Genomic DNA, 23801 nt, shown 5'->3' on the forward strand with positions numbered 1-23801 from the left:
ATCAGGGGCGCAGGCCGCGCAGCTGGTCGAGTTCGCGGCGGTCCCGCTTGGTGGGACGGCCGGCGCCGCGGTCGCGGACGGCGATGACCACGGCCTCCTCGCGGGGCGGCGGGGGCGGGCTGTTGTCCACGTACGCCTCGGCGGCCGCGGGCGGTCCGACGCGCTTGGTGAGCAGTTGCTTCACCTCGACGATCCGCTGCCGGCCGCCGTGGAAGAGCCGCACCTCGTCACCCGGCTTCACGGGCTGGGCGGGCTTGGCCCGCTCGCCGTTGACCTTGACGTGTCCGGCGCGGCATGCCGCGGCGGCCTGGGAGCGGGTCTTGGTGAGCCGTACGGCCCAGATCCAGCTGTCGACGCGCACGCTGCTCATCGGCCCCCGCCTCCGGTCAGCCCTGCTGGAACAGTTCGGCGGGCAGCGGCTTCAGCAGCGCGTACAGGTCGTCGGTGATGGGCCGGTCCCAACTGGCGATGGTCACCAGGACGTTGTCGCTGCGGTCGAACTGCACGCAGGAGATCCGGCTCTCGGAGAGCTTGAGGCGGCGCACGATCAGCAGGTTGTCGCCCTGCATCACCGGCACGTCCTCGCGGCCCTGCACCTCGACCGGCTCGTCGTTCTCCAGGGCGGCGAGCAGCTGGGCCACCTCGAACGGGACCTGCCCGTCGGCCAGCTCCCGTGCCGGGGAGCCCTCCGGGAGGTTGCCGATGATCATCGCGGGTCCCCGGCCGCCGAACAGGTCGTAGCGGAGGAACACGCCCTGGCAGCTGCCGTCGGGGGCCGGGAGCAGACCGGCGCCGAGATTGCCGGGCCAGTCCCCGGGGTCCATGGCCAGGACGTCGAAGTCCGGGCCCGCGGGTGTGGCGGCGCTGCGGCGGCGGAGGAAGGACATACCGCCATGGTACGTGCCCCGGTGCGCGATGCGGCGCGCCGGGGCCCGGGTCACGGGGCCGCGCCCGCCGGTCCGCTCAGGGCGCCGCCCAGACCCGCGCGGTCGGTGCCGAGCTTGCGGTAGACGGCGGAGAGCAGGCGGGTGGCGGTGGCCTGGTCGACGCCGAGGACGAGGGCCGGGTCCTGGCCGCGGGCGGCCGCCTCGGCGGCGGCCCGCTCACGTGCGGTGAGCGAGTCGGTGCCGGCCGTCCGGAGCTCGCGGGGGCGCAGCCCGGCGGCGGCGAGCTCGGCCCGCGCGTCCTCGACCAGGCCGTCCGCGCCGCAGCTCTGGGCGGTCTCCAGGCCGCGGTAGAGGTGCTCGGCGGCCTCCTGCGTGCGGCCGGTGCGGCGCAGGGCGGTGCCGAGGGCGACGAGGGAGCGGGCCAGCTCGTAGGCGGCGGGCGAGCGGTCGAGCCAGTCGACGGACTCCTCCAGGAGCTTCACCCGGTCGGCGTCGGTCTCGCCGGAGACCTCGGCGGTGACGCGGAGCGCCTGCCCGATGACGGAGGGCGCGCCGTACTGGCGGGCCCGTTCGACGGCGGCGAGCGCGGTGGCGCGGGCCCGCTCGGGCGTCTCGCTCGCCTCGGCGAGGGCCAGGTGGAGCTGCCAGGGGCACCAGGCGGGGTTGCGCATCCCGCGCGGGTCGAGGCGGCGGCCGACGGCCGCGAGCTCGGCGGCCGCGGCCTCGGTGCGGCCGGTGGCGAGGAGCAGTTCGGCGTGGACGGTCTGGGAGTCGGGGAAGGTGACGGCGGCCGGGAAGGGCTCCCCGAAGTCATGGGTACGGGCGACCCGCTCGGCCTCCTCGGTGCGGCCCCGGGCGAGCAGCACCTCGATCATGACGCCCGCGGCGTACCACTGGGCGGGTGTGCGGGGGCCGACGCGCTCGGCGAGCCGCAGGCCCGCGCGGACGAAGTCCTCGGCCTCGACGAGGCGGCCGCGGCGGTAGCGGATGTAGCCGAGCAGGGTGTAGGCGAAGGAGAGGTGGGCGCCGCGCCAGCCCTGGCGCTCGAACTCGGCGGTGCCGGCGGCGAACAGCTCTTCGGCGCGGCCGGGCCGGTCGGCGTAGAGGAAGGTGAGGGCCACCAGGACGGGGACCTCGAAGCCGCGGCTCTCGTCGGCCCAGCTGAGGCCGCCGGCCAGGGCGCGCTCGGCGTGGGCGACGGCGACGGCGGAGGGCTCGGCGCGCACGGTGGCGTCCCAGGCGCGCAGGCCGATGATGTAGCGCTCGGTGAGGTCGCGGCCGGTGAGCCGGTCGGCGAGCCGGGCCAGCCGCCGGGAGCGGGCGGGCGACTCGGGTTCGTCGGCGCGGAAGGCGTCCCACATGAACTTCTCGGCCTGCATGCGCAGCCGGCTGCGGGCGTCGGTGGTGAGCCGGGACTCCCGGCCGAGGAGCTCGGAGGCCTCGACGAGCCGGTCGCTGTGGGCGAGGACCTGGGAGAGCCGGTAGACGATGCCGTGGCGCAGGGCGGGGTCGGCGACCGGTTCCTCCAGGGCGGCCCGGAGGTGGTTGACGGTGGTGGCGGGCTCGGTGAGGAGCGAGGCGCAGCCGAGCTCGAAGAGGACGGCGGCGCGCTCGTCGTGGTCGGGGGGTTCGCGCAGGGCGCGGGCGAGATAGCGGCGGGCGGTGTCGGGCGCGCCGGCCCGCAGGGTCTCCTGGGCGGCGGCGCGCAGGTGCCTGACGACCCACGGGTCGCCCTCGGGGTGGGTCTCGACGAGGTGGCGGGCGGCGGCGGTGGGGCCGAGCCCGGCGTCGACGACGCACCAGGCGGCCTGGCCGTGCAGGGCGACGCGGGTGGCGGCGGGGATGGCGTCGTAGACGGCGGTGGCGATGAGCGGGTGGACGAACTCGAGGGTGTCGGTCGCGTCCCCGGTCCCGTCGTCGATCCCGTCCTCCGTGGCGTGCTCCGTCGTGTCGTGCCGGGCCTCGGCGAGGACGCGGGCGCGGCGCAGCAGGTCGGCGCCGCGGGCGACGTCCTCGGCTCCGAGTCCGGCGACGGCGCCGGCCAGCTGCGGGGAGATCTCGGTGCCGAGGACGGCGCAGGCCCAGGCGAGGCGGACGGTGGCGGTGCCGAGCCGTTCGATCTGGGCGATCAGTCCGCTGCCCTTGACGGCTGCGGCGAGGTCCCGCAGGGCGGGCGCGCGGTCGGCGGTGGGTTCGAGGCCCCGGTCGCGGATCCTGGCGGCGAGTTCGACGGCCTCGAAGGGGTTGCCGGAGGTGACGGCCCAGCACTCGCGGCAGAAGGTGTCGTCGGCGTGGGCGCCGACGCGGTCGCGGACGAGCCGGGCGATGGCCTCGGAGGTGAGGGGTTCCAGGCCGAGGGGGCGCTGGCCGGACCGGCGGCCGGTGAACTCGTCTCCGTCGTCGGGCAGTTCGTCGGGGCGGTAGGCGACGACGAGCAGCATGGGCAGCTCTTCGGCGCGCGGCGAGAAGGCGGAGAGCCAGCCGAGGGACTCCGGGTCTGCCCAGTGGGCGTCGTCGAGGACGACGACGAGCGGGGCGCGGCGTACGGCGAGGTGGGTGAGGACCCAGTCGAGTCCGTCGCGCAGGCCCTGCGGGTCGGGCGGCGAGCCCTCGGCGGCGGTGCACAGGCCGAGTGCGGGGCCGACGATGTCGTACCAGCCGCCGAGCCGTTCGCGCAGTTCGCCGCGGGAGGCTGCGGCGAACTGGGGCTGGAGGAGCTGGCGGGCGACGTGGAAGGCGACCCGCTGTTCCTGGTCGCCGCCGCGTGCGGACAGCACGGTGCAGCCCTTGGCGGCGGCGCGCCGACGGATCTCCGCGAGCAGGGTGGTCTTCCCGAGGCCGGCGGGCGCGGCGTAGGCGAGGACGCCGCCGCGGCGCACGGTGCGCCCGTTCGCTGCGCCGGGAGCGGCTCCGGCCGTGCTCTTCACGAGCCGCAGGGCCGGGGCCCCGGCGACGGTCCGTGGCGGTGCGAGCCGGTCGGAACGCCCGGACGGGCCGGGCCCTCCGACGGGCAGGACCGTCTTGCGTGCCTCGGCGGCCTCCGCCCGGCGCTCGGCTTCCGCCCGGCGTTCGGCCGCCGCATCGGCGCCGTGCGCGCCGATGCCGACGCCGATCCCGACGAGGAGGTTCAACGCCTCCTCGGCGGCCGCGAGTTCGGCGTCGCGTTCGAAGAGCCCGAAGCCCCGCCCCACGCGACCGCCGTCGTGCACTGCCATGGTCAACCCCCACCCCGGGGGCGCACGCCCGGCGCACAGGGGGGTGCGTCGGGGCGAATGCCCCACGAAAACCCCAGCGTACGCCGGGATGCGCCGCCCAGGAGGCCGATCGTGACGGTTGTGTGAAAGGGAACCGAAAGCGGCCGACTCCTGCCCCGTGAGGACGCGTTCGAGCCTCAGGTCAGGTCGAACTCGCCCTCGCGCGCGTTCACCACGAACGCCCTCCACTCGGCCGGGGTGAACACGATCGACGGGCCTTCGGGGCGACGGCCGTTGCGCATGGCGATGAAGCCCTCGACGAACGCGATCTGGACGTCTCCCACCCCCTGGCTCCCGGAGCGCCAGTCGGCTCCCGCCAGGTCGAGGTCCGGCATGTCCTGCCCGGCGAGGCCGTGCTGGCCCACGGTGCCGGTGATCGTGCTGGTCATCGTCCTGTCCGCCACGTCCGTGCTCCTCTCGCGTTCCCCGCGTCACGCTGTGCGTCTGGTCCGGGCCTCAGCGTAGCGACCGGCCCGGAGCCCCGACACCCCTCAGACGGTCGGTGGCCGGTCACCGACGAGCCACATGGAGAAGAACTGCGCGCCCCCGCCGTACGCGTGCCCGAGCGCCGTTCGCGCCCCCTCGACCTGGTGCTCGCCGGCCTGCCCGCGCACCTGGAGCGCCGCCTCCGCGAAGCGGATCATGCCGGAGGCGCCGATCGGGTTGGTGGACAGCACACCCCCGGAGGGGTTCACGGGCAGGTCGCCCCCGATCTCGGTGACGCCGGCCTCGGTGAGCTTCCAGCCCTCGCCCTCCTCGGCGAACCCCAGGTTCTCCAGCCACATCGGCTCGTACCAGGAGAACGGCACGTACATCTCGACCGCGTCGATCTGACGGCGCGGGTCGGTGATGCCGGCCTGCCGGTAGACGTCGGCGGCGCAGTCCCGGCCCGCCCGCGGCGAGACGAAGTCCTTGCCGGCGAAGAGCGTCGGCTCGCTGCGCATCGCGCCGCCGAGCATCCAGGCGGGCGGGCGGGGCGAACGGGCCGCGCCCGCACGGTCGGTGAGGACCATCGCGCACGCGCCGTCGGAGGACGGGCACGTCTCGGAGTAGCGGATCGGATCCCACAGCATCGGCGAGGACCGCACCTTCTCCAGCGTGATGTCGTGCTCGTGGAGGTGGGCGTACGGGTTCTTCAGGGCGTTGCGGCGGTCTTTGTACGCGACGAGGGAGCCGATCGCGTCCGGTGCGCCGGTGCGGCGCATGTAGGCGCGCACGTGCGGGGCGAAGAAGCCGCCGGCTCCGGCGAGCAGCGGCTGCTGGAAGGGGACGGGCAGCGACAGGCCCCACATGGCGTTGGACTCGGACTGCTTCTCGAACGCGAGCGTGAGCACCGTGCGGTGGACCCGGGCGGCCACCAGGTTGGCGGCGACGAGGGCGGTGGAGCCGCCGACCGAGCCGGCGGTGTGGACGCGGAGCATCGGCTTGCCGACCGCGCCGAGCGCGTCGGCGAGGTACAGCTCCGGCATCATCACGCCCTCGAAGAAGTCCGGGGCCTTGCCGATGACGACGGCGTCGATGTCCGCCCAGGTCAACTCGGCGTCGTCGAGGGCCCGTCGGGCGGCCTCGCGGACGAGTCCGGCGATCGAGACGTCCCTGCGGGCGGCGACGTGCTTGGTCTGGCCGATGCCGACGACGGCGACGCACTCCTTCGCCGTCCCGGCCGTGCTCACTGCGCTCATCGGGGGTCTCCTTCCAGGACGGCGACCAGGTTCTGCTGGAGGCAGGGCCCGGAGGTGGCGTGGGCGAGGGCGCGGTCGGAGGCGCCGCGGTGGATGCGGGCGGCGGCCTCGCCGAGCCGGATCAGTCCCGCGGCCATCATGGGATTGGCGGCGAGCGCGCCGCCGGACGGGTTGACGCGGACCTCGTCGCCGAGGCGGAGCGCCTTGCGGAGCACGACCTCCTGGGAGGTGAAGGGGGCGTGCAGTTCGGCGGTGTCGACGGGCCGGTCCGCGGTCGTGTCGAAGGCGCCGGCGCGTTCCGCGGCGAGGCGCGTGGACGGCGAGACGGTGAGGTCGCGCACGCCGAGGGAGTGGGCCTCGATGCGGTGGTCCATGCCGGTGATCCAGGCGGGCCTGGCGCACAGTTCGCGGGCCCGGTCGCCCGCGGCGAGGATCACGGCCGCGGCGCCGTCGCCGATGGGCGGGCAGTCTCCGGTGCGCAGCGGCGCGACGAGGTGGTCGCCCTGCGGGCGTGCTCCGGGCAGTTGGGCGTGCGGGTTGGCGGCGGCGTCCTGGCGGCTGCGGGCGGCGATCGCGGCGAGTGCGGTCTCGTCGGTGTCGCCCGCGTCGATCAGCGCCTGCGCCTGGAGCGCGGCCAGGGCGACGGAGTCGGGCCACAGCGGGGCCACGTAGTACGGGTCGAGCTGCCGGGTGAGCACGTCGCGCAGGGAGCCGGGCGAGGACTTGCCGTACGCGTAGACGAGGGCCGTGTCGGCCTCGCCGGTGAGCAGCTTCACCCACGCCTCGTACAGCGCCCAGGCGCCGTCCGTCTCGACGTGGGACTCCGAGATGGGCGGCCAGGCGCCGACGCCGTCGAGCGCCATGGTGAAGGAGAAGGCGCGTCCGGCGAGGTAGTCGGAGGAGCCGGAGCAGGTGAAGCCGATGTCGGAGGTCCTGAGGCCGGTCTGCCGCAGCACCTCGTGGAGGACCGGCATCAGCATCTCGACCTCGGAGAGTTCGTCGGTTCGCCGGGCGTGGTCGGTCTGGGCGAAGGCGACGATGGCGACGTCCCGGCGTGCTGCTGTCACAGGAGCTCCTTGTACGTGTCGTAGTCGGCGTCCGGTTCGCCGCTGGGACGGTAGTGGTCGGGGTAGCGGCCGCCCTCGGTCCACACGGGTTCGACGCGCAGCCCCATCCGGACCTGGTCGTACGGGATGCCGCCGATCCGGCCGTGCAGGGCGAGCCCGGCGCCGTCGAGGGCGATGTGGGCGTAGACGTACGGCACTTCGATGTCGAGATTCGCCGTATGCGCAGCCTTGATGTTGACGATGCAGAAGGTGGTGACCGTGCCGCGGGGTCCGACCTCGACCCGCTCGGTCGTCGCGACGCCGCAGGTGGGGCAGGCGCCGCGGGGCGGTACGTAGACCTTGGCGCAGGACGGGCAGCGTTCGCCGACGGTGCGGCGCTCGGCCAGGTCGTGCAGCCAGGCGGTCTGGGCGCGGCCGGGCGTGTAGGTGTAGTCGAGGCGGGCGGGCGCGACGATGCCGGCGACGGGCTCGTCGAACACGCCGTCGTGCGGCCGGGCGGCGGGATCACGGCCGCCGTCGCCGTCGTCGTCGCTGTCGTACGGCTCGAAGCAGGCGATGTCCGTGATGGCGCCGTGCCGTTCGGCGGCCCAGCGGATCCGGACGCGCATTCCGGTGCGTACGGCCTCGGGGCCGGGGACGTCGAGGGCGTGCAGCAGCGCGGTGTCGGCTCCGTCGGGCCGGACCAGGACCCAGGCGAAGGGAGTGCCGAGCGGCTGGCCGTGCCGCGGCTCAGGGTTCCAGGCCCAGGTGGTGACGGTGCCGGTGGGTGCGAGCTCGACGAGTTCGCGCAGTTCGGCCGCGGTCTCCGGGTCGTACTCGACGGGCGGCACGAGCACCCGTCCGGCCTCGGTGCGCACCCCGAGCAGGACCCGCTCGCGCAGGCCGGTGAGGAAGGCGGACTGGACGGGTCCGAGGGAGCGGGTGAAGGGGAACTCGACGACGAGGGGGGCGCGGAGCGTTTCCGGGGCGGCGGTCATGAAGGCGGCTCCTTGGTCGGTGGTCGGCGGGTGTGCGTTCCCCGCCCGTCCGGCGTTCGAGGACGCGGCCGCAGGCCGTTCGGGGCCTGGCGGCCTGCCCCCGGGCCGGGAAGGGGCGGGGGGGAAGGGTCACTCCCGGCGGTACACGGGCGTGCGCTTCTCCGCGAAGGCCCGGGCGCCCTCCTTCGCGTCCGCCGTGGCGAAGATCGGCCAGCCCCGCTTCAGTTCCGCCGCCAGGCCCTCCTGCTCCGTCAGCTCGGCGGTCTCGTAGACCGACGCCTTGACGGCCTCGACGGCGAGCGGCCCGCAGGCGTTGATCCGCTCGGCGGTCTCCAGGGCCGCGTCCAGGGCCGTGCCGTCGGGGACGACACGGCCGACGAGGCCGATGCGCGCGGCCTCGTCGGCGGTGTACGGGCGGCCGGTGAGGAGCATTTCGAGGGCGTGGGTGCGAGGGATCTGGCGGGGCAGCCGGACCGTGGAGCCGCCGATCGGGAAGAGGCCGCGGCGGACCTCGAAGAGGCCGAAGGTGGCGGAGGCTCCTGCGACCCGGATGTCGGTGCCCTGGAGGATCTCGGTGCCGCCGGCGACACAGTGGCCCTCGACGGCGGCGACGACCGGCTTGCGCGGGCGGTGGTGCCGCAGCATGGCCTTCCAGTGGAGGTCGGGGTCGGCGGTCATGCGGTCCCGGTAGGCCTCGCCCTCCATGCCTTTCCCGGCCAGCGCCTTGAGGTCCATGCCGGCGCAGAAGGAGCCGCCGGCACCGGTGAGCACGACGGAGCGGATCGAGTCGTCGGCGTCGGCTTCCAGCCAGCCGTCGTACAGGCCGACGAGCATCGGCAGCGAGAGCGCGTTCTTGGCCTCGGGCCGGTTCAAGGTGAGGACGAGCGTGGCGCCTTCGCGCCGCACGTCGAGGTGTTCGGTGCCACCCATGGGGGTCTCCCGTCTCCATTTCTGGAACAGGTTGCAGGAGTGGCGGGCCCAGTTCAATAGTTTTCTGACACTCAGTCAGATTGTTCTGCGCGAACCCTTCCCACCTCCGCCCGTCGGCGCTCTAATGACCGCCCAGTGACCGACGGGAGTCGGCCCGGGCCAGGATCAGGAGGAACGGTGGAGTACAACCTTGCCGACCTGTTCGAATCGGTCGTCGACGTGGTCCCGGACCGCGAGGCGCTGGTCTACGTCGACCACCCCGGCACCGGCGCCGAGCGCCGGCTGACCTACGCCGGGCTCGACGCCGCCGCGAACCGCATCGCCCACCATCTGATCGACGCGGGCCTGCGGCCCGGCGAGCACCTCGGCCTCCACCTGTACAACGGGATCGAGTACCTGCAGACGGTGCTCGCCTGCCTCAAGGCCCGGATCGTGCCGGTCAACGTCAACTACCGTTACGTGGAGGAGGAGCTGGTCTACCTCTACCGCGACGCGGACCTGGCCGCGCTCGTCTTCGACGCCGAGTTCACCGAGCGCGTCGCGGGCGCCCTGCCGCAGACGGAGAAGCTGCGGCACCTCGTGCGGGTGGGGACCCCGCCCGACCGGCGCCCGTCCGCCACCGCTCAGGGTGCCGCTTGGCAGCGCGGGGCCGGATCCGAGGGCGCGCCGGCCCTCGACTGCGTGGAGTTCACGGCCGCCGAGGCGGCCGGATCACCGGAGCGCGGCTTCGCGCCGCGCTCACCCGACGACCTCTTCATCATCTACACCGGCGGCACCACCGGGATGCCGAAGGGCGTGATGTGGCGCCAGGAGGACCTGTTCTTCGCCGGCCTCTTCGGCGGCGACCCGAGCGGCGAACCCGTGAAGCGCCCCGAGGAGCTGGCCGAGCGGGTCGCGGCGGGCGGTGCGGGCCTCACCTTCTTCCCCACGCCCCCGCTGATGCACGGCACGTCCACGCTCACCTCGTTCATCGCCTTCAACTACGGGCAGCGGGTGGTGATCCACCGCAAGTACGTGCCCGAGGAGGTGCTGCGCACCATCGAGAAGGAGCGGGTGTCCAGCGTGTCACTGGTCGGCGACGCCATGCTGCGGCCCTTGGTCGACGCCCTCCACGGACCGCTGAAGGGCACCGACCTGTCCTCTCTGTTCAGCCTCTCCTCGTCCGGCGCGATCATGTCGGACACGGTGCGCGACCAGTTCCGGGCCCTGGCCCCGAACGTCCTGCTGCTCAACAACTTCGGCTCGTCGGAGTCCGGTTCCAACGGACGCGCCACCGACGACTCCGGCCCCGCCAAGGGCTTCCGGCTGCACGTCAACGAGCGCACCCAGGTCGTCGACCCGGCCACCCACGAGCCGGTTTCCGTCGGCGAGGTCGGCCGCCTCGCCCAGCGCGGCCACGTCCCGCTGGGCTACTACAACGACCCGGCGAAGACCGCCGAGACCTTCTTCCGGAAGGGCGACGAGCGCTGGGTTCTGCTCGGCGACATGGCCACCGTCGACGCCGAGGGCATCGTCACCGTCCTCGGGCGCGGCTCGCAGTGCATCAACACGGGCGGCGAGAAGGTCTACCCGGAGGAGGTCGAACAGGCGCTCAAGTCCCACCCCGACGTGTACGACGCGCTGGTCGCCGGCGTGCCCGACGCGAAGTGGGGCAACCACGTGGCGGCCGTCGTCCAACTGCGCGAAGGGGCGGCGCCGTTGGACCTGGCGGCGGTCCAGTCCCACTGCCGCGCCCGGCTGGCCGGCTACAAGGTGCCGCGCCAGCTCGTCCTGACCGACACGATCCAGCGCTCCCCCAGCGGCAAGGCGGACTACCGCTGGGCCCGCTCGGTGGCGACGGAGGCGGACGCGGGGACCGCGGGGTCCATGGGGGCCTGAACCGCAGCCGCACCCACCTTAATGGGAATGATTTTCATTCTGCTAAGGTCGGGGCGTCCCCGCACGTCACGCCCCTGAGGACCCCTCGTGTCTCCCCTGCCCGAAAACGCCCCCACCTCCCGCCGCGGCCTGTTCGCCGCCGTCTCCGCCGTCACCGCGTCCGCCCTCCTCGCGGGGTGCTTCGCCGGAAGCGGCGGCCGGGCCGCCGAAGGGGGCGGCGGGGACGGCGGGCGGATACGGGTCGCGATGATGCAGCCGCCCCGGTCCGGCCTCTCCCCGCTCTCCGACGACGCCTTCAAGCTGTCCCGCTGGTCCACCGCCGAGACCCTCGTCCGGCTCGACCCCGACGGCAACGCCGTCCCCGCGCTCGCCACCGCCTGGCGGCAGCAGGGCCGGACCTGGACCCTCACCCTCCGCGAGGGCGTCACCTTCCACGACGGCAGCCCGCTCACCCCCGCCGACGTGGTCCGCTCCCTCACCGCCGCGGCGACCGCCTCCCCCAGGCCGCGGATCCTCGACGGCGTCGGTCTCACCGCGCGCGCCACCGGCCCCCGTACGGTCGACGTGACCACCAGCGCCGTCGACCCGCTCGTACCGCAGCGGCTCAGCTCGCCGCAGCTGTCGGTCCTCGCCGCCAAGGCGTACCGCGGCAGGACCGTCGACCCGGTCGGTGCCGGCACCGGACCCTTCGTGCTCGTCCGCGCCGACGGCACCGCGACCGCGACCCTCGACCGCTACGACCTCTACTGGGGCGGACGCGCCAAGGCCGCCGGCATCGACGTGCGGTACGTGCCCGACGGCACCGCCCGGGCCGCCGCGCTGCGCAGCGGCGAGGCCGACATCGTGGAGGCGGTGCCGGTGTCCCAGGCCCGGCTGCTCGACCAGGACCTGATCACCGAGGTCCCGATGCCGCGCACCAACACCCTGTACCTGAACACCGGGCGCGGCGCGTTCCGCGACCCGGCCCTGCGCGCCGCCGCCCGCGCGGCCGTGGACGCGCGCAGCCTGGTCAGCGGCGTCTACGAAGGCCGGGCGGACGTCGCCGGCGGGCTGCTCGGACCGGCCCTGCCATGGGCGGCGAAGCTGCGCACGCCGGTGCGGCACACCGCCGCGGGCGACCCGAAGGGCGCCACGATCACCATCGGCACCTTCACGGACCGGGCCGAACTGCCCGAGGTCGCCCAGCTGCTCCAGCAGCAGCTGCGGAAGGCCGGGTTCACGGTCCGGCTCGACGTGCGGGAGTACGCCGCCATCGAGGCGGACGCCCTGGCGGGGAAGTTCGACGCCTTCGTGCTGTCGCGGGCGACCGTCCTCGACTCCGGTGACCCCGCCGCGTACCTCTACAGCGACTTCGCGGGCGACGGCTCCTTCAACATCTCCCAGCTCGCCGACCCGGCCGTCGACTCCGCGCTCGCGACGGCGTCCGCGACGGCTTCCGGCGACGCCCGCCGGCGGGCCGTCGTGGCCGCCGAGGCCGCCGTGCTCGCCACCGACGCGGCGGTGCCGATGCTCCACGAGCGGGTGATCCAGGGCGACGCCGCGAACGTCGTCGGCGCCGCGCACGACCCCCGCGAGCGCGAGCTCGTCACCGTCGGCACGTACGTACGGTGACCCGTCCCCACGTCACGGCCCCGGCCCTGCGCGCCGGGGCCGCCCGGGCGGTGGCGCTGGCCGCCGTCGTGGCCCTGGTCGGCCTGTTGCCCTGGCTGTCCGGCCGGGATCCGGCGCTCGCCCTGCTGCGGGCCCGGTACGCCGAGCAGGAGCCGACTCCCGAGGCGCTCGCCGCCATCCGCGCCGATCTCGGCCTGGACGCGGGCCCGTCGGGGCTCCTCGGCGACTGGTTCGGCCGGCTGCTCCACGGCGACCTGGGAGTCTCCTGGGTGTCGGGCGCCGACGTGCTGCCGTCGGTCACGGCCGGCCTCGGCGTGTCCCTGTCCCTGATGGGGGCGGCGCTGGCGGTCGCCCTGCTGGTCGGCGCGCTGCTCGCCGTACCGGTGCTGGTGCGGGGCCGGACCACGGGCGGCACGGTGGCCGCGATGCTCGCCTCGGTGCCCGAGTTCCTGCTCTCGCTCACCCTGCTCGTCACCGTCGGGGTGTGGCTGGGGTGGCTGCCCACGTCCGGCTGGGCGGGCCCGGCCCATCTGGTGCTGCCCGCGCTCGCGCTCGGCGTGCCCGCGGGCGCGCTGCTCGGCCGGCTCGTCGCCGACGCGCTTCCCGCCGTCCTCGACGAGCGGTGGGCTGAGCTGTGGCGCGGCGCGGGCACCGGCCGGGGCCGGATCACCGCCGCGGCCCTGCGGCGGGTGCTGCCCGCGCTCGCCGGCCAGTTCGGGATGGTGGCCGTCGGCCTGACGGGCGGCGCGGTCGCCGTCGAGACGGTCTTCGCCGTTCCCGGCATCGGGCGTACGGCGCTGGGCGCCGCCAGGTCGCAGGACCTTCCGCTGCTCCAGGGGTGCGTCCTCGCCCTCCTCGGACTCGGCCTGCTCGCGGGCGCGGCGGCAGCGCTGGTGCGGCGCCGGTTGCTCGGGCCCGCGCTGCGGGAGGCCGGGCTCGGTCCGCCGGCGCCACGCGGGGTCCGGATCCCTCCGGTCGTTCCGACGGTCCTCGGCGCCGTCCTCGTCGTGGTGCTCGGCTGGGGGCTGCTGCGCGACCCGTACGCCGTGGACGTCACGGCGCGACTGGCCGCGCCCTCGGCCGCGCATCCGCTCGGCGCGGACGCGCTCGGCCGGGACGTGCTCGCGCGGCTCGGGCACGGGGCGGCGTCGACGGTCGGCACGGCCGTCGCCGTGACGCTCCTCAGCCTGCTCGTCGGGCTCGCGCTGGGAGTGCTGCCAGGCGTCGCGGCCGGGTTCGCGGACGTGGCCAACGCACTGCCGCCCGTGCTCACCGGTCTGCTCGTCGCGGCCGCGACCGGGCCCGGGACCGGGGCGGCGGCGCTCGCCGTGACGCTGGTGTCCTGGCCGCCGCTCGCCGCGCACGCGGCGGCGCTCGTGCAGGAGGCGCGGGCCTCGCGCTTCCTGGTGGCGCAGCGGGCGATCGGCGCGGGGCCGCTGTGGGTGTGGACCCGGCACGTGCTGCCGTCGGTGGCCGGGCCGGTCGCCCGGCACGCGGTGCTGCGGCTGCCGGGCGTGGTGCTCGCGCTCGCGTCGCTGGGGTTCCTGGGGCTCGGCGCGCAGCCGCCGTCGCCGGAGTGGGGGCTGCTGCTCGACGAGTCGGCCGACTACGTCGAGCGGGCGCCGGTCGCCGCGCTCGCCCCGGCCGTGGCGCTCGCGCTGCTCGCGGCGCTGGCGGTCTGCCTCTCCGCGCGGGGCGCGCCGCCACGCCGCGGCTCCCGCCCGCTGCTTCCGGCTCTCCCTCTGCCTCTGGCTCGTCCGATGTCCCTGGTTCGTCTGCTGTCCCTGGTTCGTCCGCTGTCCGTACGAAGGAAGGTCCGGCCCGTTGCCGCCCGAACCGACTGAACTCCCCCTGCCGCTGCTCCAGGTGGACGGCCTGCGGGTCGGCTTCGCCGGTGCCGAGGCCGTGCGCGGGATCTCCTTCACGCTGCGCGCCGGCGAGGTGCTCGCCCTGGTAGGCGAGTCCGGCGCGGGCAAGTCCCTCACCGCGCGGGCGCTGCTCGGCATGGCGCCGCGCGGGGCCGTCGTCTCCGGCACGGTGCTGCTGCGCGGTGCGCCGGCCACGCCCGCCGACCTCGGCCGACGGCTCGCGTGGATCCCGCAGGACGCGATGTCGGCGCTGTCGCCCGTGCACCGGGTCGAGGACCAACTGGCCTTCGCCGTGCGGTCGGTGGCGCGGGCGGGGAGGCGCGAGGCGCGGGCGGTGGCCCGGCACGCACTCGCCGGCGTGGGTCTCGGGCGGGAGGCCGCCGCGGCGTTTCCGCACGCGTTGTCGGGCGGAATGCGGCAGCGCGCGGTGATCGCGACGGCACTGGTCAACGGGCCCGACGTCCTGGTGGCCGACGAGCCGACCACGGCCCTCGACCCCGAGCGGCAGGAGCAGGTCCTCACGCTGCTGCGGGAGCGGTGCGCGGCGGCCGGGGCGGCGCTGCTGCTCGTCAGCCACGACCTGGAGGCGGTACGGCGGCACGCGGACCGGGTGGCCGTGATGTACGCGGGGCGGCTGGTCGAAGTGGGCACGGCAGAGGACGTGCTGGGGCGGCCCGTAGCCCCGTACACCCGGGGCCTGCTGGCCTCCTTGCCCACGGCCGGCATGCCCCGCCGCTCGCGCCTTCCCGTGCTCGACGGGGCGCCGCCCGGCACGGCGGCGCCGGGCGCGGGCTGTGCCTTCGCTCCCCGCTGCCCGCAGGTCGACGACGTGTGCCGGAACGGCGAGCCCGGGACGCGGACGGTCGACGGCCGTCTCGTCGCCTGCCACCATCCGTTCGGGGAGGCGGCATGAGCGCTCTCCTGGAAGTGCGGGACCTGGTCGTCCGGTACGGGACGCGCCCGGCCGTCGACGGGGTGTCCTTCGACGTGGCGGCCGGGGAGTCGGTCGGGCTCGTCGGGCCGTCGGGCTGCGGCAAGTCCACGACCGCGTCGGCCGTGCTGCGGCTGGTGCGGCCCGACGCGGGCTCTGTGCGGTTCGCCGGCGTCGAGCTGACGGCGCTGCGGGAGCGCGAGCTGCGGTCGCTGCGGCCCCGGTTCCAGCCGGTGTTCCAGGATCCGTACGGTTCGCTGAGCCCGCGCCGCCGGGTGCGCGAGCAGATCGCGGAGCCGCTGCGGGTGCACGGCCTCTGGTCGGCCACGGAGGGCCCTGCCCGGGTCGACGAGCTCCTGGGGCTCGTCGACCTGGACGCCGGGCTCGGCGACCGGTTCCCGCACGAGCTGTCCGGCGGGCAGTGCCAGCGCGTCGGCATCGCCCGGGCACTGGCGACCGCCCCGGACCTGCTGGTCCTCGACGAGCCGACCTCGGCGCTCGACCCGTCACTGCGCGCGGGCGTCCTGAACCTCCTGATGGGCCTTCAGGATGCCCTGGGCGTAGCCTCCTTGTTCATCTCCCACGACCACGCGGCGGTGCGGCACGTCTGCGACCGGGTCCTGACCATGCGCGACGGGAAGCTGCGCCCGTGACCTCCCGGGACCGGCGCGAGGGAACGGAGGAGCCCTTCACACCCCGAACTCCCGCAGCGCGGCGAGGAATTCACGCGGGCGCGACTCGTGGATCAGATGGCCGGTGTCGATGGTGACGTGCCGGGCGTCCGGGAGCTGCTCCGTCATCCAGGCCAGCTGCTCCTGCGGCAGATGGCTGCTTTCGCCGCCGCCCAGGACCAGGGTGGGCACGGTGATCGCGGACAGCTCGGTGCGCCAGGCCGGGTCGGGGTCGTCGAGCTCCGCGTTCGTCGCGTTCAGGACCGCCCAGTCGAAGGAGGCGGGCTCCTCGGGAGGCCCTGCGGGCCCGCGCGGCGGGTCGAGCGGGAAGAAGACCGGCGCGTCCTCCAGGACCAGTCGTCCGATGAGGCCCGGCTCCCGCTGGGCGAGCAGATACGCCGCGGCGCCGCCCATCGAGTGGGCGACGACGGTGGCTCCGGTCAGGCCGAGGGCCTTGAGGAAGCCGCCCAGTTCGTCGCGGAAGACACCGAAGCCGTAGTGCCCGGGCCGGTCGCTCAGGCCGTGGCCGCGCAGGTCGACCGCGTAGACCCGGCGGTCGGCGGACAGCTCCGCCGCGATCCCGGCCCAGTCGGTGCCGTTGCCGCCGCGCCCGTGCACCAGGACGACCGGCGGCGCCTCCTCGGGGCCGCTCACCCGGTAGGCGAGCCGTACGCCGTCCACGGTCACCGTACGGACCTCGGGGTCGAGGAAGGCGAGGACCGGGCGGACGAAGTCCCCGGCGTCGTCGACCCAGGGGAAGTGGCCGGCCCGCGGCTGCACGACGAGTTCGGCGTGCGGGAAACAGGCGGCCAGCTCGGCGGCCCGCAGCGGGCTCGGCCCGGCGTCGTACTCGCCCGCGAGGACGAGCACGGGGGCGGTCAGTCCGCGCAGGGCGTTGCGGGTGGCCTCGGGCTCGAAGGCTCCGGGCGCGTAGAAGGCGCGGGCCGCCGCCCAGTTCATCTCCGTGGCGGCGGCCGCCGCGTGCGCCCGGGCGGCCGCGTCCCAGCGGCCGTACGCGAACGGCATCACGATCTCCGACTGCTCCTCGAGGGAGGTGTCGGGACCGATGCCCTCCAGGGCGGCCCGTGCCTCCGGGTACCAGGGTTCGCCCGCGAAGACCTCGACGGCGGAGTCCCACTCCTCGTCGGAGATCTCGATGCCCACCGCGCGCGTCCCCGGGGTGACGAGAACGAGGGAGCGCAGCCGCCCGGGATGCGCGGCGGCGTACAGGACGGCCAGGTTGCCGCCGGCGGAGTGTCCGAGCAGGTCGATCCGCTCAAGGCCGAGGTGGGCGCGCAGCGCCTCCACGTCCGCCACCTGCCGGTCGCAGCGGTAGCTCGCCGGATCGGCGGGCGTCGCGCTGCCGCCGACGCCGCGCTGGTCGGGCACGATCAGGGTGCGGTGGGCGGACAGTCCCCCGAGGTCGCCGAGGTAGTCCGCGTCACGCATGGGCCCGCCGGGCAGGACGACGAGGGGCTCCCCCGTGCCGTGGGTCCGGTAGGAGAGGCGGGTTCCGTCGTACGTCGTGAAGTCGGCCGTGGTGGACCGGGACGTCGTGAACTGAGGCATGCCGCCGATCATGATCGTCCGGCGACGGGTCCGGCAACCGGGTTCGCCGACAGCGCGATACGGTGGGATGTCCGCCACCACCAGCGAAGGAACCCGTTTCACCGTGTCCGAGACCCGTCAGACCGCCCAGCACCACGACGAGCCCCGGCACGGCGAGCTCCGCGGCGACTGCGCGAACTGTTTCGGGCTGTGCTGCGTGGCCCTCCCCTTCGCCAGGTCGAACGACTTCGCCGTGAACAAGTCGGCGGGCGACCCCTGCCGCAACCTCCGGGACGACTTCCGCTGCGGCATCCACACCCGGCTGCGGGACTCCGGCTTCCCCGGCTGCACCGTCTACGACTGCTTCGGCGCCGGCCAGCACGTCTCCCAGGTCACCTTCGGCGGTGTCTCCTGGCGCGAGGCCCCGGAGACCGCCCGGCAGATGTACGAGGTGTTCCCGGTGGTGCGCCAGCTGTACGAGCTCCTGCGCTACCTCACCGAGGCCCGCTCGCTCGCCGCGACCCGTCCGCTCCACCGGGACCTCGACCGGGCGCTCGCCCGGGTGACCGCGCTGACCGGGGGCGACGCGGAGGGCCTGGAGAAGCTGGACGTCGCGCCCGTGCGGGCCGAGGTCAACCCGCTCCTCCTGAAGAGCTCCGCCCTGGTCCGCGCGGCGGCCGGCGGCAAGCCGAAGAACAAGCGGGGCGCCGACCTGATCGGGGCCCGGCTCCGCGGGGCGAAGCTGCGCGGCGCCGACCTGCGCGGGGCGCTGCTGATCGCGGCGGATCTGGGCGGCGCGGACCTCTCGCTGGCCGATCTGATCGGCGCCGACCTGCGGGACGCCGACCTGTCGGGCGCGGACCTGACCGGCGCCCTGTTCCTCACCCAGCCCCAGCTGAACTCGGCCCGCGGCGACGCCGCCACCCGCCTCCCCGAGGGCTTCGAACGCCCCGGCCACTGGACGCGCTAGGTCCTGTCGTCGAACTCCCGTCGTCGCCCAGAGGGCGGCCCTGCGGCGTCAGGTGCGTGCTCTCGGCGTGCCGGGCGCAAGGCCTCGTACGGGACGTACTCGGGCTCGCGCCCGGTGCGGCGAGAGCGCGTGCACGGCGTCGCGGGGCAGGCGGGAGTGTGACGACAGGGCCTGGACGCCGCACGGTTACCCCGTACGGGTAAGGCGTCAGATCTCGTACAGGTACGGCGTCGTCGTGGTCAGCTCCGCGAAGCCCAGGCGCGCGAGGATCGGGCGGCTGGTGTCGGCGGCGTCGACCTGGACGTAGCGGTAGCCGTGCTCGGCGGCGAGCCGGGCGCGGTGGGCGACCAGGGCGCGGTACAGGCCCTTGCCCCGCCAGGCCTCGACGGTGCCGCCGCCGTACAGGCCCGCGAAGTCGCTGCCCTGCGGCAGGTCGAGGCGGGCGGCACTGACGGGCTCGCCGTGGGCCAGGGCGACGACGGCGGCTGCCGTGCCGGGCGCCTCGGCCAGCTGGTCGAGCAGGCGGTGTCCGATGTGCGAGCTGTCCCCGCCGAAGGCCAGGTCGTGCACCTCGACCACCAGCCGTACCCCGGCCTCGTCGGTGACGGGTCGCAGCTCCACGCCGTCGGGCAGGTCCACCGGGGCGGACACGGCGCTCGCCTCGGCGACCATCACGGTTTCCCGCTCGTCGGCGGTGAAGCCCGCGGCGGCGAGCCGCCGCGCGAGGTCGACGGGGCCGTCGTGACCGTACAGCTTCCATTCGAAGGAGCGGCCGGCGGCCCGGAAGTGGGCGATCTGCGCGGCGATGGCCGCTTCGGCGTCGTGGTCGCCGAGACCCGACCACAGCACCCCGTTCCAGCCGTGGGCGGGGCCGGTCTGGCGGACGACGAGTCCGTCCCGTTCGACGCGGGCACCCGGCCCGTCGGGGCGGGAGCCGAGTCGGAGCTGTCGGTCGTGGAGGGTGCGCAGAGCGATGAGGTCCATGGGCCTCACCCCAGCATCCGCACCGGCGTCGCTGCCACCGAATTACCAGGTGACGGGCAGGGTCTCCGGTCCGCGGTTCACCGTGCCCGCGCGCCAGGCGATCTCCTCGGGCGCGACCGCGAGCGCGAGCCGGGGGAAGCGGTCGAGGAGGGTGGCGAGCATGACCTCGGCTTCCATGCGGGCGAGCTGGGCGCCCGCGCAGTAGTGGGCGCCGTGGCCGAAAGCGAGGTGCGGGGCCTCGTCGCGGGAGAGGTCGAGGCGGTCGGGGTCGGTGTAGACGGCGGGGTCGCGGTTGGCGGCCGGGTAGAAGACGTGCACGGTCTCGCCCTCGCGGACGGTGACGCCGCCGACCTCGATGTCGGCGGTGGCGATCCTCGGCATGCCGACGCCGTTGCGCTGCGGGATGTAGCGGAGCAGTTCGTCGACGGCCCGGGGCAGCCCGCCGGGGTCGGTGCGGAGCTTCGCCGTCTGGTCGGGGTGGACGAGGAGCACGTACACCATGGTGGAGACGATGTTGCGGACGGCGTCGAGCCCGTTGAGGGTGAGCATCACGGCCATGGAGACGAGCTCGGGTGTGCTGATCCCGCCGGCCGCGCGGGCGGCGGCGAGTTCGCTGACGAGGTCGTCGGCGGGCTGCCCGGCGCGGTGCCGGGCGAGGTCGGCGAAGTAGCCGGCGATCTCCTTCTTCACGGACTCGCCGGCGGCGGCGGTGGTGTCGTGGGAGAGCAGTCCGGCGCGCCACGCCTGGACCCGGGCGAGGTCGGCGGCGGGTACGCCGAGGAGCTCGGCGACGACGGTGGCCGAGAGCGGTCCGACGAAGCTCTCCGCGAGATCGGCGGGCGGGCCCGCGTCGAGGGTGCGCAGGGCGAGGGCGGCGGCCGTGCGCTCGGTGTGGCCGCGCAGGGCGGTCATCCGGCGGCGGCCGAAGGTGGGCGCGATGAGCCTGCGCAGCCGGGTGTGGTCGGGCGGGTCGGCGCGGCCGACGCCGCCGGCCGGGGCCAGGGTGTGCGGGGTCATGCTGGGGAGGGGCCGGCCGACGGTGAGCGCGCGGCTCATCCGGGGGTCGGCGGTGACCAGCCTGACGTCCTCGTAGCGGGTGACGAGCCAGGCGTGGCCCTCTCCGTGGGGGAGGCGGACGCGCGCGACCGGTTCCTCGTGGAGGAGCCGGTGCGGCACCGGGTCGAACGCGGTGCCGGGCAGGGGGACCACGGCCCAGTCGTGGACGACGGGGCCGTGGCGGGGTGGTGGCGTCATGGCGTGGGCGTGGTCTCCTGCCGTACTCCGGCGTCGTGCCGGAGCGGGGTGATCTGTTCGATGTCGTAGCGGACGCGGAGCCGTTCGATGGCCTCGTGGTCCACCGGGTCACCCGCGCCGAGGATCTCCATCAGCTCCTCGAAGTACGTCTCGTGGTACGTGGGCGGCGAGACCTGGAAGAGCATGCGGACGGGAGTGTCGCCGAGGTTGGCGAAGGCGTGCGGGCAGCCGGGCGGGACGAGCATGAGCGTGCCGGGAACGGCCCGGACGGCCCGCCGGCCGTCGGCGGTGCGCCAGCCGCGCCAGCTGTCGGCGGTGCGTACCTCGGGCTCGAAGGCGAGCACCTCGAGCTCGCCTTCCAGGAGGTAGAACAGCTCCTCGGCGCGGCCGTGGGTGTGGGCGCCGACGTCGAATCCCGGCGGGACGACCACCTCGAAGGTGGACGCGGTGGTGGTGTGCTCGCCGGTGACCTTGAAGGTGACGTGCTGGGCCGGGGTGGAGAGGATCCTGCCCTCGCCCGGGGGCACGATGAGGCCGCTGAGGGTCATCGTCGTGTCGGTCCTCTCACCAGGTGACGGGCAGGGTCTCGGGGCCGCGGATGAGGGCGCCGCGCTGCCAGCGGATCTCCTCCTCGGGTACGGCGAGACGGAGGTCGGGGAAGCGGGTCCACAGCGTGTCGAGCAGGATCTCGGACTCGATGCGGGCGAGCGCGGATCCGGGGCAGTAGTGCGGGCCGTGGCCGAAGGCGACGTGCGGGTTGTGGCCGCGGTCGAAGTCGAGCCGCTCGGGCTCGGCGAAGACGGCGGGGTCGCGGTTGGCGGTGAGGTAGGAGACGTAGACGGGGTCGCCCCGGGGGATGGTGACGCCCCCGACCTCGACGTCCTCCAGGGCGATCCGGGAGAGGCCGACGGCGTTGCGGTGCGGGATGTAGCGCAGCAGTTCGTCGACGGCCCGCGGCAGGAGTCCGGGTTCGGCGCGCAGGCGGGCCAGGTGCCCGGGGTGGGTGAGGAGCGCGTAGACCATGTTGGCGCTGTTGTTGCGGACGGCGTGGGCGCCGCCGATCTGGATGAGGACGGCGAGGCCGACGGCCTCCTGCTCGTCGAGGGTGCCGTCGTCGATGGCGTCGGCGAGGACGGCGGCGAGGAACTCCTCGCCGGTGCCGTGGCTGCGGCCGATGAGTTCGGTGAAGTAGCGGGCCATGTCGGCCTTGGCCTGCTCGCTGGCCTCGCGGCCGGCTCCGGCGGAGATGATGGTGTCGGACCACTGGGCCATGAGCGGCTGGTCGCCCTCCGGGACGCCCATGAGTTCGCTGACCATCGCGAGCGGGAAGGGCCGGTTGACCAGTTCCATCAGGTCGGCGGGCGGCCCGTGCTCCTCGAGCCGGTCGAGCAGCCGGTCCATGACGGCCTGGGCGTGGTCGCGCAGGGAACGCAGGGCCCGGGCGCTGAAGGCGCGGGCGACGACCCGGCGCATACGGGTGTGGTCCGGCGGGTCGGCGAAGCCGACGGCGCCCTCCATGGGGATGAAGTGGGGCGCGAGCCGGGTGATGGAGCGTCCGTAGACGGCCTGGCGGCTGAACCGCGGGTCGACGGAGACGAATTTGACGTCTTCGTAGCGGGTGACGAGCCAGGCGTGGCCGTCGCCGTGCGGGAGGCGGACGCGGGTGACGGGATCCTCGTGGAGGAGCCTGGCGAGGAGCGGGTCGAAGTCGAGTCCGGTGAGGTCGGGGACGGCCCAGAAGTGGACGTGGGGCTCGTCGCTGGTGTGGGGGGTCGTGGTCGTCGTCATGGGGCCACCGCCGCTGTCGTGGGGAGAGGGGTGTCGAGGGGCGTGTCGGAGGGGGTGTCGAAGGTGGGGGCGGGAGAGCCGCCGGCGGGTGCGAGCGCGTCGGGGGACTCCGGGTCGTCGAGGTCGCCGGGAGCCGCGAGACGTCCGGGACCTCCGAGACCGCCGGGCCTTCCGGGACCGTGGGGGACGGTGGCGTGGCGGGCGGCGTCGCGGGGGCCCGCCTGCGCGCCGATCGACACGGTCTCGCGCCGCGCCGGGCCCGCGGAGCCAGGGCCGGTCCAGCTGCCGAGGGAGATCTCGGCGGTGATGCCGGGGCCGAAGCCGGCGAGGATGCCGGTGGCGCCGGGTGCCGGGCCGCCCTCGTCGAAGAGCCGGCGCAGCGCGTCGAGCACGACGACGCTGGCGATGTTGCCGTACTCGGTGAGGGTGGCCCGGCTGAAGCGGAACATGTCGTCGGGCACGTCCAGGTGCTTGCCGAGGTCGTCGAGGATCCGGGGACCGCCCGCGTGGATGAGGTAGAAGTCCTGGCGGCCGGCGTCCCGGCCGTGCCGCGAGGCGAGTCGGACGAGGGCGGGCGCGAGCTGCTCCATGGTGCCGGGCACCCGCTTGTCGAGCATGAAGTGGAAGCCGGTCTCGCGGACCTTGTAGGCGATCCAGTCCTCGCTGTCGGGCACGAGGTAGGAGCCGTTGCGCTCCAGCCTGATGCCGGTGCCGCCGGAGCCTCGGACGACGGCGGCGGCGACGGCGTCGCCGAACAGGCCGTTCGACAGCAGGTTGCCCACGGTGAGGTCGGCGGGCTGGTAGCAGAGGGAGCAGAACTCGCAGGCGACGATGAGCGCGTTGGCGCCGGGGTAGGCGGCGCAGAAGTCGTGCGCGCGGTTGATCGCCGCGCCGCCGGCGGCGCAGCCGAGCTGGGCGATGGGCATCTGGCGGGTGTCGCTGCGGAAGCCCAGGGTGTTGATCATCCAGGCAGTGAGCGAGGGCATCATGAAGCCCGTGCAGGAGACGTAGACGATCAGGTCGATGTCGCGCGGTTCGAGGCCGGAGTGGTCGAGGGCCTCGGCGACGACGGCGGGGACCCGCGCCTTGGCCTCGGTCTCGTAGACGGCGTTGCGGGCCTCGAAGCCCGGGTGGGCGAGCGTGCGCTCGAGGGGCTGCACCAGATGCCGTCGGGCGACGCCCGTGTTGCCGATCAGGCGGAGGACGAGGGGCAGTGACTCGTGGTCCGCGTGCAGGGTGCGGGCCAGGTCGAGGGTCTGCTGCCGCGTGATCGTGTGTTCGGGCACGGCGACGGCGGGACGGCACAGGACGGGCATGGTGGTCGTGGATCCATTTCGTCCGGGGATGGGGAGGGGAGCCGGACGGCATCATCATCCGTTCCCCCTTCCCTCTCCCGGCCCGGATCCCGCTCCTGCCGGGACAATCGCACCCGATTGTGTGATCGCGCCGCCAGAGCCGGTCAACAGTGATCATCGGCGAAGAAAACCCGTCCCGGCCTCTT

19 protein-coding genes and 1 pseudogene are annotated in these 23801 nt (G+C 74.7%); 6 read left to right on the forward strand and 14 right to left on the reverse strand.

The genetic code is table 11. The features are described 5' to 3' along the window. Position 1: 1 nt before the first annotated feature. The 8 genes from ACFY8W_RS25445 to ACFY8W_RS25480 form a co-directional block, all read right to left on the reverse strand. Positions 2 to 370 (reverse strand): S4 domain-containing protein, encoded by a 369-nt coding sequence (locus tag ACFY8W_RS25445; protein WP_391109406.1) that lies wholly within the window; start codon positions 368 to 370, stop codon positions 2 to 4. A gap of 16 nt (positions 371 to 386) precedes the next feature. Beyond that, positions 387 to 887, reverse strand: coding sequence for a hypothetical protein (locus tag ACFY8W_RS25450; protein ID WP_386863038.1), 501 nt, complete (start codon positions 885 to 887; stop codon positions 387 to 389). A gap of 50 nt (positions 888 to 937) precedes the next feature. Beyond that, positions 938 to 4102, reverse strand: coding sequence for an AAA family ATPase (locus tag ACFY8W_RS25455; protein WP_391109410.1), 3165 nt, complete (start codon positions 4100 to 4102; stop codon positions 938 to 940). Positions 4103 to 4278: 176 nt separating this feature from the next. Continuing rightward, positions 4279 to 4530, reverse strand: a complete 252-nt coding sequence (locus ACFY8W_RS25460; protein ID WP_391109686.1) for a DUF397 domain-containing protein — start codon at positions 4528 to 4530, stop codon at positions 4279 to 4281. Between the two features lie 102 nt (positions 4531 to 4632). After that, complete coding sequence (locus ACFY8W_RS25465) at positions 4633 to 5823, reverse strand: thiolase domain-containing protein (RefSeq protein ID WP_391109412.1); 1191 nt, start codon at positions 5821 to 5823, stop codon at positions 4633 to 4635. Continuing rightward, positions 5820 to 6890, reverse strand: a complete 1071-nt coding sequence (locus tag ACFY8W_RS25470; protein WP_391109415.1) for a thiolase domain-containing protein — start codon at positions 6888 to 6890, stop codon at positions 5820 to 5822. The genes ACFY8W_RS25465 and ACFY8W_RS25470 overlap by 4 nt, the downstream gene beginning before the upstream one ends. Next, positions 6887 to 7867, reverse strand: coding sequence for an OB-fold domain-containing protein (locus ACFY8W_RS25475; RefSeq protein WP_391109417.1), 981 nt, complete (start codon positions 7865 to 7867; stop codon positions 6887 to 6889). The genes ACFY8W_RS25470 and ACFY8W_RS25475 overlap by 4 nt, the downstream gene beginning before the upstream one ends. A 129-nt stretch (positions 7868 to 7996) precedes the next feature. After that, entirely contained in the window at positions 7997 to 8797 is an 801-nt protein-coding gene (locus ACFY8W_RS25480) for a crotonase/enoyl-CoA hydratase family protein (protein WP_391109420.1), read from the reverse strand. A gap of 177 nt (positions 8798 to 8974) precedes the next feature. Between ACFY8W_RS25480 and ACFY8W_RS25485 the strand changes: the two genes are divergently transcribed. From ACFY8W_RS25485 to ACFY8W_RS25505, 5 genes are all read left to right on the forward strand, one after another. After that, positions 8975 to 10675, forward strand: coding sequence for an AMP-binding protein (locus ACFY8W_RS25485; RefSeq protein ID WP_391109423.1), 1701 nt, complete (start codon positions 8975 to 8977; stop codon positions 10673 to 10675). Positions 10676 to 10771: 96 nt separating this feature from the next. Further along, complete coding sequence (locus tag ACFY8W_RS25490) at positions 10772 to 12286, forward strand: ABC transporter substrate-binding protein (protein WP_391109688.1); 1515 nt, start codon at positions 10772 to 10774, stop codon at positions 12284 to 12286. Between the two features lie 26 nt (positions 12287 to 12312). Next, entirely contained in the window at positions 12313 to 14130 is a 1818-nt protein-coding gene (locus tag ACFY8W_RS25495; RefSeq protein ID WP_391109691.1) for an ABC transporter permease subunit, read from the forward strand. Further along, positions 14111 to 15067 carry an oligopeptide/dipeptide ABC transporter ATP-binding protein gene (locus tag ACFY8W_RS25500; protein ID WP_391109426.1) on the forward strand — a complete coding sequence of 319 codons (957 nt, stop codon included), beginning with the start codon at positions 14111 to 14113 and terminating at the stop codon, positions 15065 to 15067. The genes ACFY8W_RS25495 and ACFY8W_RS25500 overlap by 20 nt, the downstream gene beginning before the upstream one ends. Further along, positions 15064 to 15738, forward strand: coding sequence for an ATP-binding cassette domain-containing protein (locus ACFY8W_RS25505; protein WP_391109429.1), 675 nt, complete (start codon positions 15064 to 15066; stop codon positions 15736 to 15738). The genes ACFY8W_RS25500 and ACFY8W_RS25505 overlap by 4 nt, the downstream gene beginning before the upstream one ends. A 36-nt stretch (positions 15739 to 15774) precedes the next feature. Here ACFY8W_RS25505 and ACFY8W_RS25510 read toward each other — a convergent pair whose 3' ends face one another. Continuing rightward, complete coding sequence (locus ACFY8W_RS25510; protein ID WP_391109431.1) at positions 15775 to 17325, reverse strand: alpha/beta fold hydrolase; 1551 nt, start codon at positions 17323 to 17325, stop codon at positions 15775 to 15777. Positions 17326 to 17428: 103 nt separating this feature from the next. On the opposite strand from ACFY8W_RS25510, the gene ACFY8W_RS25515 reads away from it, so the two are divergent. After that, the gene (locus tag ACFY8W_RS25515) at positions 17429 to 18274 is read left to right on the forward strand and encodes a pentapeptide repeat-containing protein (RefSeq protein WP_391109434.1); all 846 of its coding nucleotides are present in this window, start codon (positions 17429 to 17431) and stop codon (positions 18272 to 18274) included. Positions 18275 to 18481: 207 nt separating this feature from the next. Here the strand turns inward: ACFY8W_RS25515 and ACFY8W_RS25520 are convergent, their stop codons facing one another. The 5 genes and pseudogenes from ACFY8W_RS25520 to ACFY8W_RS25540 all read right to left on the reverse strand — a co-directional run. Then, the gene (locus ACFY8W_RS25520; RefSeq protein WP_391109437.1) at positions 18482 to 19258 is read right to left on the reverse strand and encodes a GNAT family N-acetyltransferase; all 777 of its coding nucleotides are present in this window, start codon (positions 19256 to 19258) and stop codon (positions 18482 to 18484) included. A gap of 42 nt (positions 19259 to 19300) precedes the next feature. Next, entirely contained in the window at positions 19301 to 20512 is a 1212-nt protein-coding gene (locus tag ACFY8W_RS25525) for a cytochrome P450 (protein ID WP_391109440.1), read from the reverse strand. Next, complete coding sequence (locus tag ACFY8W_RS25530; RefSeq protein ID WP_391109442.1) at positions 20509 to 21060, reverse strand: cupin domain-containing protein; 552 nt, start codon at positions 21058 to 21060, stop codon at positions 20509 to 20511. The genes ACFY8W_RS25525 and ACFY8W_RS25530 overlap by 4 nt, the downstream gene beginning before the upstream one ends. 16 nt (positions 21061 to 21076) lie before the next feature. Continuing rightward, complete coding sequence (locus ACFY8W_RS25535; RefSeq protein WP_391109445.1) at positions 21077 to 22300, reverse strand: cytochrome P450; 1224 nt, start codon at positions 22298 to 22300, stop codon at positions 21077 to 21079. Positions 22301 to 22574: 274 nt separating this feature from the next. After that, positions 22575 to 23616 (reverse strand): annotated as a pseudogene (locus ACFY8W_RS25540) (type III polyketide synthase); the annotation flags it as partial. Between the last annotated feature and the right edge of the window lie 185 nt (positions 23617 to 23801).

It is taken from the genome of Streptomyces sp. NPDC012637 (genome assembly GCF_042954805.1).
Lineage (GTDB): Bacteria > Actinomycetota > Actinomycetes > Streptomycetales > Streptomycetaceae > Streptomyces.